The organism is Solirubrobacter pauli (assembly GCF_003633755.1).
GTDB classification, from domain to species: Bacteria; Actinomycetota; Thermoleophilia; order Solirubrobacterales; family Solirubrobacteraceae; genus Solirubrobacter; species Solirubrobacter pauli.
Map to the genome: position 1 here is coordinate 1,636,677 of NZ_RBIL01000001.1, position 13,211 is coordinate 1,649,887.

15 protein-coding genes are annotated in these 13,211 nt (G+C 70.8%); 5 read left to right on the forward strand and 10 right to left on the reverse strand.

Features of this window, described 5'->3' with window-relative positions:
- Positions 1 to 14 precede the first annotated feature (14 nt).
- Entirely contained in the window at positions 15 to 431 is a 417-nt protein-coding gene (locus tag C8N24_RS07600) for a DUF350 domain-containing protein (RefSeq protein WP_121249478.1), read from the forward strand.
- Here the strand turns inward: C8N24_RS07600 and C8N24_RS07605 are convergent.
- Positions 389 to 1,363, reverse strand: coding sequence for a ketopantoate reductase family protein (locus tag C8N24_RS07605; protein ID WP_121249479.1), 975 nt, complete (start codon positions 1,361 to 1,363; stop codon positions 389 to 391). The genes C8N24_RS07600 and C8N24_RS07605 overlap by 43 nt on opposite strands.
- Positions 1,364 to 1,367: 4 nt before the next feature.
- On the reverse strand, positions 1,368 to 2,213 hold the full coding sequence (locus tag C8N24_RS07610) for a cupredoxin domain-containing protein (RefSeq protein ID WP_121249480.1): 846 nt from the start codon (positions 2,211 to 2,213) through the stop codon (positions 1,368 to 1,370).
- Between the two features lie 147 nt (positions 2,214 to 2,360).
- Between C8N24_RS07610 and C8N24_RS07615 the strand changes: the two genes are divergently transcribed.
- Both C8N24_RS07615 and C8N24_RS07620 read left to right on the forward strand, forming a co-directional pair.
- The gene (locus C8N24_RS07615; protein WP_121249481.1) at positions 2,361 to 3,416 is read left to right on the forward strand and encodes a cupredoxin domain-containing protein; all 1,056 of its coding nucleotides are present in this window, start codon (positions 2,361 to 2,363) and stop codon (positions 3,414 to 3,416) included.
- A gap of 35 nt (positions 3,417 to 3,451) precedes the next feature.
- Complete coding sequence (locus tag C8N24_RS07620; RefSeq protein ID WP_121249482.1) at positions 3,452 to 4,342, forward strand: multicopper oxidase domain-containing protein; 891 nt, start codon at positions 3,452 to 3,454, stop codon at positions 4,340 to 4,342.
- Here the strand turns inward: C8N24_RS07620 and rsmI are convergent.
- Together rsmI and C8N24_RS07630 are read right to left on the reverse strand one after the other, a co-directional pair.
- Positions 4,321 to 5,124: a 16S rRNA (cytidine(1402)-2'-O)-methyltransferase gene (gene rsmI, locus C8N24_RS07625; protein WP_121249483.1), complete on the reverse strand. Its 804-nt coding sequence runs from the start codon at positions 5,122 to 5,124 to the stop codon at positions 4,321 to 4,323. The genes C8N24_RS07620 and rsmI overlap by 22 nt on opposite strands.
- Positions 5,121 to 6,110, reverse strand: coding sequence for an ROK family protein (locus C8N24_RS07630; protein ID WP_121253012.1), 990 nt, complete (start codon positions 6,108 to 6,110; stop codon positions 5,121 to 5,123). The genes rsmI and C8N24_RS07630 overlap by 4 nt, the downstream gene beginning before the upstream one ends.
- 24 nt (positions 6,111 to 6,134) lie before the next feature.
- On the opposite strand from C8N24_RS07630, the gene C8N24_RS07635 reads away from it, so the two are divergent.
- Positions 6,135 to 7,271: an LCP family protein gene (locus C8N24_RS07635; RefSeq protein WP_121249484.1), complete on the forward strand. Its 1,137-nt coding sequence runs from the start codon at positions 6,135 to 6,137 to the stop codon at positions 7,269 to 7,271.
- On the opposite strand, the gene C8N24_RS07640 is transcribed toward C8N24_RS07635, so the two are convergent.
- The 4 genes from C8N24_RS07640 to C8N24_RS07655 form a co-directional block, all read right to left on the reverse strand.
- The gene (locus tag C8N24_RS07640) at positions 7,268 to 8,239 is read right to left on the reverse strand and encodes an acyl-CoA dehydrogenase family protein (protein WP_121249485.1); all 972 of its coding nucleotides are present in this window, start codon (positions 8,237 to 8,239) and stop codon (positions 7,268 to 7,270) included. The genes C8N24_RS07635 and C8N24_RS07640 overlap by 4 nt on opposite strands.
- The gene (locus C8N24_RS07645) at positions 8,236 to 9,360 is read right to left on the reverse strand and encodes an acyl-CoA dehydrogenase family protein (protein ID WP_121249486.1); all 1,125 of its coding nucleotides are present in this window, start codon (positions 9,358 to 9,360) and stop codon (positions 8,236 to 8,238) included. The genes C8N24_RS07640 and C8N24_RS07645 overlap by 4 nt, the downstream gene beginning before the upstream one ends.
- A 21-nt stretch (positions 9,361 to 9,381) precedes the next feature.
- Positions 9,382 to 10,296: a DMT family transporter gene (locus tag C8N24_RS07650; RefSeq protein WP_121249487.1), complete on the reverse strand. Its 915-nt coding sequence runs from the start codon at positions 10,294 to 10,296 to the stop codon at positions 9,382 to 9,384.
- A 72-nt stretch (positions 10,297 to 10,368) separates the two neighbouring features.
- Entirely contained in the window at positions 10,369 to 10,692 is a 324-nt protein-coding gene (locus C8N24_RS07655; RefSeq protein ID WP_121249488.1) for an FmdB family zinc ribbon protein, read from the reverse strand.
- A 39-nt stretch (positions 10,693 to 10,731) separates the two neighbouring features.
- Here C8N24_RS07655 and C8N24_RS07660 point away from each other — a divergent pair, with 39 nt between their 5' ends.
- On the forward strand, positions 10,732 to 12,072 hold the full coding sequence (locus C8N24_RS07660; protein WP_211339873.1) for a glycine--tRNA ligase: 1,341 nt from the start codon (positions 10,732 to 10,734) through the stop codon (positions 12,070 to 12,072).
- Here C8N24_RS07660 and C8N24_RS07665 read toward each other — a convergent pair whose 3' ends face one another.
- The gene (locus tag C8N24_RS07665; RefSeq protein ID WP_121249490.1) at positions 12,073 to 12,558 is read right to left on the reverse strand and encodes a TspO/MBR family protein; all 486 of its coding nucleotides are present in this window, start codon (positions 12,556 to 12,558) and stop codon (positions 12,073 to 12,075) included. It lies immediately after the preceding gene.
- 18 nt (positions 12,559 to 12,576) lie between these two features.
- Positions 12,577 to 13,137, reverse strand: coding sequence for an MBL fold metallo-hydrolase (locus C8N24_RS07670; RefSeq protein ID WP_121253014.1), 561 nt, complete (start codon positions 13,135 to 13,137; stop codon positions 12,577 to 12,579).
- Between the last annotated feature and the right edge of the window lie 74 nt (positions 13,138 to 13,211).

The following is a 13,211-nucleotide window of genomic DNA, read 5'->3' on the forward strand; positions in this document are numbered from 1 at the left end:
AGGGAGACCCACCCGTGTTCGAGCTGATCCTGCAGACCCTTGCCTACAGCGGCATCGGCCTTGTCGTGCTCGTGGTCGGCTTCCTCGCGCTCGACCTGCTGACGCCCGGGCGCCTGGGCACGCACGTGATGGAAGGCAACCGCGGCGCCGGCCTGATCGCCGGCACCGGCCTGGCTTCACTGGGCCTGATCCTGTGGTTCTCGATCTACTTCACCGGCGCCGGCTGGGACGGCCTCGACGACGCGGCCATCTTCGGCCTGATCGGCGTGGTCACGCAGGCGGTCGGCTTCCTGATCCTGGACATGCTGATCCCGGGCAAGCTCGCCGACCACTGCTTCGACGGCGGCAGCGAGCGCGTGCACGCCGCCGGCTACGTCACCGCCGGCATTCAGCTGTCGGTGGCGCTCGTGATCTGCGCCTCGCTCACGTAAGCGAGGTATTGGGGGTCGGGGCGCTTCTCGCCCCGCTCCATCGCGTGCACGAGCTCGACGACGGCGTCGTTGTGCGGCGTCGGGACGCCGAGCTCGCGACCCTTGGCGGCGACGCCGCCGTTGACGACGTCGACCTCGGTCTCGCGGCCGGCGTCGAGGTCCTGGAGCATCGAGGGGCGGACGTTGGCCATGTGCTCCATCATCCGCGCGAGCCCCTCGGGCCCGAACTCGTACGCGTGGACGCCGTGCATGGTGTCGAGCTCGAGGCCTTGCGCACGGGCGACGCGCACCCCTTCCTCCCAGAGCGCGAAGACCGCGTCCGGGCCCTGCTCGGCGACGCCGCCGTAGCGCAGCCCGGAGACCGCCGAGAGCCCGGTGAAGGTGGAGTTGACCTGGAGCTTGGTCCAGATCATCCCGCGGATGTTGTCGGTCACGCGCGTGTGGCCGACCGGCTCCAGCGCGGCGGCGAGCTGCCGCGCCCGCTCGCTGACCGTCCCGTCCAGCTCGCCGACGACGTAGCCGCCCTCGGAGTCGCGGATCAGCTCCCCCGGGCCGACGTTCGAGCCGCCCCACTCGACGAGGCACGCGAGCAGGTCGCCCTCGCCCACGATCGCCTGCACCCGGTCCTGGATCAGCCCGTTGCCGAGCGTGACGAACGCGCCGATGCCGCCGCGCTCGACCAGCGGTGGCAGGGCGACGTGGTGCAGCGGCGCCTTCACCGCGATCAGCGCGAAGTCGAACTCGCCCTCGAGCGCGTCCACCGCGCTCACCGCTTCGAGCCTGACCGGCGCGGCCTCGTTGATCACGAGGCCCGGGTCGCTGAGCTTGGCGACGTGCGCCGCGTTCGCGTCGAGGACGACGACGTCCGCGGCCGCGCCCGCGGCGGTGATGCCGCCGATCGCGCCACCACCCACCACCAGGATCCTGGTCATCGACCTACTTTAGGCGGAACGCGGCGCTGCGCGCGAGCTCGGTCGCCTCGTCGGCGGCGGTGAGCAGCACGCGCGCCTGGACCTTGCGGCCACGGTCGACCGTGAAGCGCACGATGCCGTCCGCCCCGGTCTTGGTCGCCTTCACCGGCCACCAGCCGAAGTGCTCCTTGAGCTTGAGCTGCAGCACGACGGTCGAGCCGGCCGAAGCGGGCGTGACCTTCGCGGTGATCGTGAGCGTGCGCTTGCCGACCTTCAGCCCCGCGCTGACCTTGCGGTCGAGCACGAGCAGCTGGACGGGCGGCGAGGCCTCGCCGCCCGCGACCGCGGTGTAGCTCGCCGTGGCCGCCGGGGTCACGGCCGCGGTGAACGCGCCGTTCGCCCCGACCGTGGCGGTCGCCTGCTCGGCGCCGTCGGCCTGGATCGACACCGTCGCGCCCTCGGGCAGCGCCGCGCGTCCCTTGAGCGCGTACGGCTTGCCCGGCGCGGCGGGCTCCTTCGCGGCGTCCAGCAGCACGCGGTGGACGCCGATGTCGCCGCGCATCGTCGGGTGCAGCTGACAGAAGTACGTGTAGTCGCCGGGGGTGTCGAAGCGGTGGTCGAACATGCCGTCCATCAGCAGCCGCGGGGAGGCGAAGCTGCGGTCGTCGGCGAGCACGTTGTGCGCGCGCAGCGAGGCGTTGTGCCAGGTCACGGTGTCGCCGGCGAGCACGTCCAGGTGCGGCACGGCGAAGGACGCGTTGTAGATCGGGACGGCCGGTCCGGAGCCCATCTCGCCGTGGTCGTGCTGGGCCAGGGCGGGCGTGGCGGGCAGGGCGAGGAAGGCGGTGAGGGCGAGCAGGGTGCGGCGCATCGGACGCGACTATCTCGCCTGCACGAAACCGGTGCGATGGAGTTCTCCGCCGTCCTTACGGGGGATATCCGAACCCGCCTCACGTGCCAGCACCACACTTTCCCGCAACGCTTGACTTCGCTTGCGCGTCAGCGTTTCTTGATCCGCATGATTCCCCTCCGCACCGTGGTCGCCGCCGCCGCGATCACGCTGGCTGTGCCCGCCGCGGCGCAGGCGAAGACGAAGGACATGTCCGTCGGCGCGCCCGCCGCCACAGCCAAGAAGCTCGGCGAGCTGGTGACGACCAACGCCTTCTATCCGAGCAAGCTGACCGTGAACGCGGGTGATTCGGTGCGCTTCGTACCGGCCGGCTTCCACAACGTCGACATCCCCGCCAAGGGCGGCAGCGGCATCCCGTTCATCGTCCCGACCGGCCAGAAGGTCGCCGGCTCGCTGGACGCGGCCGGCGCGCCCTTCTGGTTCAACGGCCAGGACGCGATGAGCCTGAACCCGGAGTTCTTCCAGTCCTCGGGCTACGGCAAGTCGTTCACGTACACGGGCGCCAAGGGCGTCAACTCGGGCCTCCCCGGCGAGAAGGCCAAGCCGATGACGGTCAAGTTCACCAAGGCCGGCAGCTACACCGTCCTGTGCGACCTGCACCCGGGCATGAAGGCCACGGTCAAGGTCGCCAAGAAGGGCGCGAAGGTCCCGAGCGCCAAGCAGGACGCCGCCACGCTCAAGCAGCAGACCGACGCCAGCGTCAAGAACGCCAAGGGCCTCGGCACCAAGACGCAGGGCGCCAACACCGTCGCGCTCGGCGTGGCCGCCAAGGGCGGGCTGGAGTACATGGGCATGGTCCCGGCCAGCCTCACCGTGGCGCGCGGCACCACCGTCAAGTTCGTGATGACCAAGGGCAGCTACGAGGCGCACACGGCGTCGTTCGGCCCGGGCGACATCAACGACGGCAACTCGTACATCGGCGCGATCGCCAAGTCGTTCGAGTCGCCCGCGATCGACCCGAAGGGCCTGTACCCGAGCGACGTCACCCCGGTCTCGCTGAGCGGCGCGACGCACGGCAACGGCTTCTGGAGCTCCGGCGTCCTGGACGCCAACTCGAAGTCGCCGCTGCCCGGAGAGGCGAGCGTCAAGTTCGACACCGCCGGCACGTACAAGTTCTACTGCCTGATCCACCCCTTCATGCAGGGTTCCGTCACCGTCCAGTGAGGCGGTTGACGGCAGCATCGCTCGTCGGGGCGGCCATGTTGGTCGCCCCGGCCGTGTCGGACGCGGCGACCCGGGAGTACTGGGTCGCCGCCGTGCCGGTGACGCTCAACATCGCGCCCAACCAACGCGACGCGATCCACGGCACCCAGCTGACCCCCGCGGACACGGTGTTCGGCACGGTCGTGTACCGGCGCTACACCAAGGGCTGGAAGAAGCCGCTGGAGAACGTCAACGCCCCGGGCTCGGGCAACAGCGACCTGATCCCCGGCCCGCTGCTGAAGGCCCGCGTCGGCGACAAGCTGCGCGTGCACTTCAAGAACATGGACACGGCGTTCAACCGGCCGCACTCGATGCACTTCCACGGCGTCGAGTACAAGCCCGACTCCGACGGGTCCTACCTGCCCGGCTACTCCGGCAAGGACGCCGACGTCAAGCCCGGCGAGACGTGGACCTACAAGCTCACGGCCGGCAAGGACTCCGCGGGCGCCTGGCCGTACCACGACCACGGCAAGGAGATGACCGCGTCGCTGGAAGGCGGCATGTTCGGCATGCTCTCGATCCTCGGCCGCAAGGAACGCGCGCCGGACCGCGAGTACGTCGTCGTCTTCTCGCCCATGGGCAAGTTCCAGGCGATCAACGGCCGCGCGTTCGTCGGCAACACACCGGTGTTCAAGTCGCGCGTGGGCGAGCTCGTCCAGTGGGACGTGACCGTGATCGGCTCAGAGCACCACACGTTCCACGTCCACGGCCACCGCTGGCGCAACCCGCTGGGCGTGCCCGTCGACACCGTCACGCTCGGCCCGGCCGAGTCGGCCCGGATCCGCTGGCGGGAGCGCGACCCCGGCACGTGGATGTACCACTGCCACGTGGAGAGCCACATGATGGCCGGGATGATCGGGACCTATCAGGTCAAGAGCGCGCGGTAGAGCTCGTTCGACGGCGCGCCGGTGAGGTCGGACACGACCTTCGCGGCCGTCTTGGAGCGGGCGCCCGCGTCGACGAGCGCCCGCACGGCCTCGACCGCCTTCGGGTCGAGGCTCGTCGCGGCGGGCGCACCGCCGACGACCAGCACGATCTCGCCGCGCGCATCCTCGTCGCCGTACTTGGCGGCCAGCTCCGCGGCGGTCCCGCGGACGATCTCCTCGTGCAGCTTCGTGAGCTCCCGGCAGACCGCGACGGGACGCTCGGGGTCGTCCTCGGCGAGCACCTTGAGCGAGGCACCGACGCGGCGCGGCGACTCGAACGCGACGATCGTCTCGCTCGCGGTGAAGACCTCGCGCAGCGGCCCGGCCTTGCGCGGGAGGAAGCCGACGAAGCGCCAGACGTCGTTGGGCAGCCCGCTGGCCACGAGCGCCGTGATGGTCGCCGACGGCCCCGGCAGGACCTCCACGCGCAGCCCCGCCGCGATCGTCGCGCCGACCAGGTCGTAGCCCGGGTCGTTGACGAGCGGCATGCCCGCGTCGCTCACGAGCGCGACGACCTCGCCGCCGCGCAGCCGCTCGACCAGCTCAGCCGCCCGCGAGCGCTCGTTGTGCTCGTGGTAGGAGACGAGCTTCGCCTCGATGCCGTGGCGCTTGAGCAGGCCCTGCGTGTGGCGCGTGTCCTCGCAGGCGATCACGTCGGCGTCGCGCAGCGCGGCCAGCACGCGCAGCGTGATGTCCTCGAGGTTCCCGATCGGCGTCGGGCACACGACCAGCCGGCCGCTCACCGCGGGTGGTTCTCGATCGCGCCCGTCGTCTTGCCGTCGATCACGTCACGCGCGAGCAGGCCGGCGCCGATCATGCCCGCCTCGGGCCCGAAGCGGGCGGCCTCGACGCGGACGACGTCCTTGCCGGGCGCGAGCGCACGCTCGAGCATCACCTCGCGCGCGGGCGCGAGCAGGATCTCCCCCGCCGCGATCACGCCGCCGCCGATCACGACGACCTGCGGGTTGAAGATGTTCACGAGGTTCGTGATGCCGACGCCGAGCGCGCGGCCGATCGTCTCGATCGCGCCGCGGGCCACCGGGTCGCCCGCCGTCGCGAGCTCGGTGATCAGCGGGCCGGTGAGCTCGCGCCCGTTCTCGAGCGCCTGGCCGAGCGCGGTGTCGGGCTGGCGGGCGACCGCGAGCGACGCCTCGCGCACGAGCGCGGTGCCCGAGGCGACGGACTCCAGGCAGCCCCAGTTCGGGCAGTTGCCCTGGCACGGGCGGCCGTTCATCTCCACGACCATGTGGCCCATCTCGGCGCCGCCCATGATCCAGCCGCGGTAGACCTGGCCGTTGAGCAGCAGGCCGCCGCCGATCCCGGTGCCGAGCGTGAGCAGCGCGACGTCGGTCGCGCCTTGGGCGATCCCCAGCCGCGACTCGCAGACGGTGTGGCAGTTCGCGTCGTTGTCGACGACGACCGGCATGTTCAGCCGGTCCGCCATCAGCTCGCCGAACGCGATGTCCTTCAGCGGGACGTTGACGGCCTGGACCGCCATCCCGGTACGTGAGTCGAACGTGCACGGGATCCCGAACCCGATCGCGCTGATCTCGCCGACGGCGACGCGGATCTCATCGACGGCGTCGGCGATCATCTGCACGAGCTCGTCCTGGTTTAACCCGTACACAAGTCGGTTGGTACGGTGGATCACCGACAGGTCCGCGTCGATCGCTCCTGCGAGCAGCTTCGTGCCGCCAAGGTCGACGCCGATGACGTAGCCCTCGGCCATGCCGGCCACCCTACCGCCTCCCGCATGGCCGACCCCGACGACAAGCGTCCGTACAACGTCTACCGCTCGAAGCCGAAGCTCTTCGGCCGACGTGACGATGACGGTGGCCTGGCCGAGATGCAGCAGGAGGAGGCGCCCCCGTCGCACGGCTGGGAGGACGCGCCTCCGCCGCCCCGCCGGCGCCGTCGCCTCCCGTTCCCGCGCCGCCGCCCCGGCCGCCGCCGGATCGGCTTCTGGCGGATCCTCCGCTGGGTCGTCACCGCCGTGTTCGCGTGGCTAGCGATCTCGCTCGTGCTCTTCCTCGTGTCGGCGCAGATCCAGTCGGCGCAGGTGTCCGACGCGGCCGACGCCGAGCTCGGCGGAGCCGGCTACCCGCTGACGTCGCCGAACACGATCCTCGTCCTCGGCTCGGACGCGCGCACCAAGGACAGCAAGGAGCCGGGCGCGCAGAAGATCGGCCAGGCCTCGCGGTCGGACTCGATCCTGCTGCTGCGGATCGGCGGCGGCCACAACGCGACGCTGTCGATCCCGCGTGACACGGTGGTCGACATCCCCGGCCACGGCCGCAGCAAGATCAACGCCGCGTACGCGATCGGCGGCCCGGCGCTGGCCATCCGCACGGTGGAGGGCTTCCTCGGCGTGCAGGTCAACCACCTGATCGAGGTCAACTTCGAGAACTTCCCGCAGCTGATCGACGCGCTCGGCGGCGTGACCTACCGCGGCGGCTGCGTCGTCTCGCGCATCAACGGCGGCTTCAAGAACGGCGGCTACACGCTGCGGCTGAAGTCCGGTGAGCAGGAGATCGACGGCAAGCAGGCGCTCGCGCTCGCCCGCACGCGCAAGAACGAGTGCAACCCGAAGGAGTCCGACCTCACCCGCGCCCGCCGCCAGCAGAAGATCCTCGGCGCGATCAAGGACAAGGTCACCTCGGTCGAGACGTTCGTGCGCCTGCCCTGGGTGTCCTGGGCGGCGCCGAAGGCGGTCCGCTCGGACATGTCCGGCCCGACGCTCCTGGGCGTGGTCGGCGCGGAGCTGAGCGCCGGCACGGCCAAGCCGCAGGTGCTCAAGCCGAGCGGCGGGGTCACCCTGCCCGACGGCGGCGCCGGGCTGACGGTCGACGACGCCACCAAGCAGCGGGCCGTCGACCGCTTCTTGGGCTAGAGGTACATCGCCGCGACCTGCTCGCGGTGCCAGGTCGCGTCGCCGAACGCGTGGGCGTTCGCCTCGGCGCGCTTGAGGAACAGGTGCAGGTCGTGCTCCCAGGTGAAGCCGATGCCGCCGTGGACCTGGAGGGCGGAACGGCACACGTTGACCGCCGCGTCGCTCGCGTAGGCCTTGGCCGAGCTGGCCGCGACGAACGCGGCCGCCGGGTCGTGGTCGAGCGCCCACGCCGCCCAGAGGACGACGTTGCGCGCGCCCTCGGCCTCCAGGAACATCTGCGCGCACGCGTGGGAGACGGCCTGGTAGGCGCCGATCGGGCGGCCGAACTGCTTGCGCTCCTTCGCGTACTCGACGGACATCTGGGTCACGCGACGGGCGACGCCGACGGACTCGGCGGCCGCAGCCACCGCGATCGCGTGCCAGGCGCGGCCGAAGTGGTCGCCGTCCAGCGCCTCGCCGCCGCCGTCGAAGCGGACGGTGAACAGCGGGCGGGTCGGGTCCAACGCCCGCGCGGGCTCGACCGACACCGCGGACGCGGGCACCGCGAAGTGGCGGCCGCCGTCGGCCGTGACCACGAACGTGTCGGCCACGTCGGCGGCCGGCACCGCGATCTTCGTGCCGACCAGCGACGCCGGCATCGTCGAGGCGTCGGGCGCGTTGCCGCCCTCATCCCACATCGCCACCGTCCCGCGTCCCTCGAGCCCGGGGTGCAGCAGCCGCGCCGCCCAGTCGGCGGCGAGCGGCGTCGGGGCGAGCGCGTAGCCGAGCTCCTCCGCGACCACGGCCAGCTCGACGATGCCCAGCTCGGCCACGTCCGGCCAGCCGAGCTCGACGATCTCGTCCCAGGTCGCGTCGGAGCCGCCGTCCAGCGCGATCTCGCGCACACGGGCGATCGGGTAGCGCGAGGCGAGCCACTCGCGGGCGGTGCGCTGGATCTCGCGCTGGTCCTCGGTCAGGTCGAAGTTCATGCGCGCGGCAACCCCAGCACTCGCTCGGCGACGATGTTCTTGAGGATCTCGGTCGTCCCACCCTCGATCGAGTTCGCGCGGGCCCGCAGGAAGCGGTACGTCCACGTGTCGTCGACCAGCTGCGCGGCGGGCCCCTTGACGTCCATCGCCAGCGTGGTCAGCGCCTGGTTGATGTCGGCCCACAGCCACTTGCCCAGCGAGCCCTCGGGGCCCGGCTCGCCGCCCTTCATGGTGCTCGTGAGCCCGCGGTAGGCGAGCAGCCGCAGCACCTGCGCCTCGATCGCGATCTGCGCGAACCGCTGCCGCACGAGCGGGTCCTTGGTGCCCTTGAGCTCGTCGGCCAGCTCGCTGAGCGCCACCTGCACCCGCGCCTGCAGCGCGAAGGCGAGCCCGGCGCGCTCGTGCATCAGGGTGGTGATCGCCACCCGCCAGCCGTTGTCGACGCCGCCGACGACGTTCTCGACCGGGATCCGCGCGCCGTCGATGAACAGCTCGTTGAACTCGGCCTCGCCGGTGATCTGCACCAGCGGGCGGATCTCCACGCCCTCCTGCTCCATGTCCATCAGGAAGTACGTGAGCCCGCGGTGCTTGGGGGCGTCGGCGTTGGTGCGCGCGAGCAGCATGCACCACTTGGAGTGGTGCGCGTACGTCGTCCACACCTTCTGGCCGGTGACCACGTACGCGTCGCCGTCGAGGACCGCCTTCGTCTTGAGCGACGCGAGGTCGGACCCGGACTCGGGCTCGCTGAAGCCCTGGCACCACATCTCGTCGGCGCTCAGGATCGGCGCCAGGAAGCGCGCCTTCTGCTCGTCCGTGCCGTGGGCGATCACGGTCGGCCCGCCCATCGTCAGCCCGAGCACGTTGGCCATCTGCGGCGCGCGCGCCGCCGCGAACTCCTCGAACAGGATCGCCTGCTCGATCTGCGTCGCGCCCGCCCCGCCGAACGCCTCGGGCCACGTGAGCCCGGCCCAGCCGCGCTCGTTCAGCTTGCGCTGCCAGTCGCGCCGGAAGGCGAACGATGCCTCGTCCCCCTCCGGCTCCTTGCCCGGATGGTTGTCGGCGATCCACGCGCGCAGCGTGTCGCGGAACTCCTCCTCCGCCGGCGAAAGCGTCAGGTCCACGCGGCGGAAGCTAACACGCTGTCAGGAAGCGCGCGCCATGGCCGGCGTGGCCGCCGGAGCGGGCGTCCGCTTGGCCCGCGAGGCGATCGCCACGCCGCCGAGGATCGCCACCAGCCCGAGGATCGCCGCGACCGTGATCTCCTCGTCGAGGAAGATGGCGCCGTAGAACAGCGCCACGCCCGGCGCCAGGTAGGAGACGAGCGCCGCGCGGGCCGCGCCGATCGCCCCGATCAGCTCGTAGTAGATGACGAACGCGAGCGCCGTCCCGAGCACGCCCAGCACCACGAGCGCGGCGACCGCGCCCACGTCCGGCGTGTGCCCGGGCGTCGTCGCGATGCCGATCGGGAGCGTCAGCAGCCCGGCGAAGGTCACGCTGATCCAGGACGTCTGGACCGCCGCGAGCTTGCCGTACTTGCCCTTGACGACGAAGTTCGAGAGCCCGTAGAAGAACGCCGCGCCGACCATCGCCATCGCGCCGAGGAACTGCTCGAGCGAGTGGACGGACTCCACGCCGACGATCAGCACCACGCCCGCGAGACCCAGCAGCATGCCGATGCCCTGGCGGCGGTCGATCTTCTCCGACGGCAGCAGGAACGGCGCGAGCAGCGCGATGAACAGCGACGCGGGCGAGATCAGCACCGCGGTCAGGCCGCTCGGCACGACGTGCTCGCCGTAGGTGATCAGCAGGAACGGCGCGGCCACCGCGGTCACGCTCAGGATGAGCGCCCACTTCGGGCGCTCGCGCACGTCAGCCCAGGCGCGCGACGCCTGGCCGGTCACCCGCAGCACGACGAACAGCACCAGCGAGGCCAGCAGGCACCGCAGCGACACGATCATCGCGGCCGAGAAGCCGTCGAGCGCGTACTTGATAAGGAGGTAGGAGCCGCCCCAGATGGCGGACAGGGCAGCGAGCAGGGTGACGTGGCGTGCAGACATGGACCCACCCAGTGTCTGTGCCCGTCACCCCAAGCGCAAATGAAGATCCGTGCGGGACGCGATCAGAAACGCTTATGCGTCCGACTTCGTCGTCGAGCTGCTCGACGAGGAAGTGGAGTCCGAGCTCGACGACGAGCTGTCGGACTTCTTCTCGGCCTGCTTCGCGTCGTGGCTGTCAGCACCCGAGGAAGCCGAGGCGGCGGACTGGCGGTTGCGCTTGGCGGTGCCGTAGTCCGTGTTGTAGAAGCCGGACCCCTTGAAGTGCACGGCGACGGGGTGGAAGACGCGCTGAACCGGCGCCCCGCAGACCTCGCACTCCGTGACCGGGCCGTCGGTCATCTTCTGCATCACATCGAAGTGATGGCCGTTCTCGCAGCGGTACTCGTAAATGGGCATGACTGAGCACGCGAGTTTAGCCGCCTAGACTCAGGCCCCATGCCCGCAGCCACCATGGACGAGGTCGTCGCGCTCTGCAAGCGGCGTGGCCTGATCTTCCCCGCCTCCGAGATCTACGGCGGCATCGCCAACACCTACGACTACGGGCACTACGGCGTTCTGCTCAAGCGCAACGTCACCGATGCGTGGTGGAAGGCGATGATCCAGGAGCGCGACGACATCGTCGCCCTGGACTCGGCGATCATCCAGCACCCCAAGACGTGGGAGGCCTCCGGCCACCTCGCCGGCTTCAGCGATCCACTCGTCCAGTGCCTGGGCAAGTGCAAGAAGCGCTACCGGCTCGATCACCTCCAGGAGGAGGCCGTCGAGAAGGGCGAGGACCCGGCGCTCGTGAAGTGCCCGACGTGCGGCGGCGACCTGAGCGAGCCGCGCGCGTTCAACCTGATGTTCCAGACGAACATCGGCCCCGTCCAGGACGAGGGCTCGACCGTCTACCTGCGTCCTGAGACCGCGCAGGGCATCTTCCTCGACTTCAAGCAGACGCTGAACTACGCGCGCAAGAAGCCGCCGTTCGGCATCGCGCAGATCGGCAAGTCGTTCCGCAACGAGATCACGCCCGGCAACTTCATCTTCCGCACGCTCGAGTTCGAGCAGATGGAGATGGAGTTCTTCGTCCCGCCGGACGAGGCCGAGCAGTGGTACGAGTACTGGTGCCAGGAACGCCTGAGCTGGTACGTCAAGCTCGGCATCAATCCCGAGCGCCTGCGGCTGCGCCCGCACGACGCCGAGGAGCTCAGCCACTACTCGTCCGGCACCAGCGACGTCGAGTACCTGTACCCGATCGGCTGGTCCGAGCTCGAGGGCATCGCCAACCGCGGCAACTTCGACCTCACCCAGCACGCCGAGCACTCGCGCGAGAAGCTCGAGTGGAAGGACCCCCAGACCGGCAAGGGCTACCTCCCGCACGTGATCGAGCCCGCCGCCGGCCTCGGCCGCACGATGCTCGCCCTCCTCTGCGAGGCCTACGACCAGGACGACATCGGCGGCGAGACCCGCACGGTGCTGCGCCTGCACCCGACGGTCGCGCCGATCAAGGTCGCCGTGCTCCCGCTCCTGCGCAAGGACGGCCACCCCGAGAAGGCCCGCGAGATCTACACCGCGCTGCGCAAGCGCCTGTCGGCCGAGTACGACGAGGGCGGCCACATCGGCAAGCGCTACCGCCGCCAGGACGAGATCGGCACGCCCTACGGCATCACCGTCGACCACCAGACGTTCGAGGACGACACGGTCACCCTGCGCGACCGCGACTCGCTGACCCAGGAGCGCGTGCCGGTCGAGGGCCTGGTCGACCTCCTCGAGGCCAAGATCAACGCGGCGTAGCTAGTTGTTGCTCGCGATCGTCCAGGTCAGGGCGGTCGCGAACGTGACCCACACGCCGTAGGGCACGAGCAGGTACGCGGCAGTGCGGTTGTGGGGCTTGACCAGCCGGAAGAGCCCCACGATCGTTGCCAGCAGGAACAGGATCTCGACCCCCGCCGCGACCGGGGCGTGGCCTTGGAAGAAGATCCACGTCCAGGCCAGGTTGAGCGCGAGGTTGGCCGCGAACAGGCCAAGGACGATCCGTCGGCGCGGGCCGCCCACGTCCCGGAACGACAGGGTCGCGGCGATCGCGATCAGCACGTAGAGGACGGTCCACACCGGCCCGAAGACCGCTCCCGGCGGCTGCCACGATGGTCGCTCGAGGTTCTGGTACCAGTCGCTCGAGGTGTCGGTCGCAAGGCCGCCGACCACCGCCACCGCGGTCACGGCCGCCGCCCACCCGGCTCCGGCGGCGGCGATCGCGCGCCGATCTTCGATCGCGTGCATGTCTGATCTCTACCCAGGTCAGCGGTCCTCGCCCCGCCGGAGCCGCTCGATGACCGCGTCGAGCTTCGCCTTGTCGGCCGGCGCGTGCCAGAGCCCGCCGGCGCTCGCGCCCCAGGGCACCAGGTGGTCGAACTCGACGGCGCGCAGCCGCTCGAGGCTCTCGATGTACGCGGCGCGGTCGCTGTCGCCGAGCACCGCCGCGATCCAGTCCTCGCCGTCCAGCCACAGCGAGTCGCCGGTGAAGAGGTAGCCGTTCCAGAGGAAGGCGGTCGAGCCGGGCGTGTGGCCGGGGATCGGGATGCTCTGCACCTCGCCGAACGCGTCGCCGTCGGAGAACGTCGTCACCGGGACGTCGACCCACGGGGCGTCGGCCTCGTGGATGTGCAGCGGCGCCTCGGCGAACCCGCGGCCGAAGGACGCCTCGTGCCAGTGGTTGAGGTACTGGGCGCGAGCGGGGCCGGTCACTCCGGGCGCGGCGTAGATGACCACGTCGAGTGGGTCGAGCCGGAACGCGCGGATGTGGATGCGGTCGGCGAACGGCAGCGGCTCGCCGGGTGTCGGGGGGAGTCCTTCGAGCATGCGGTCCACCGTAAGGAGGACGCCGCCCGGTTTCTCTCGTCCTTTCGGCGTACGCCCTGGGCGAGACTAGGGAG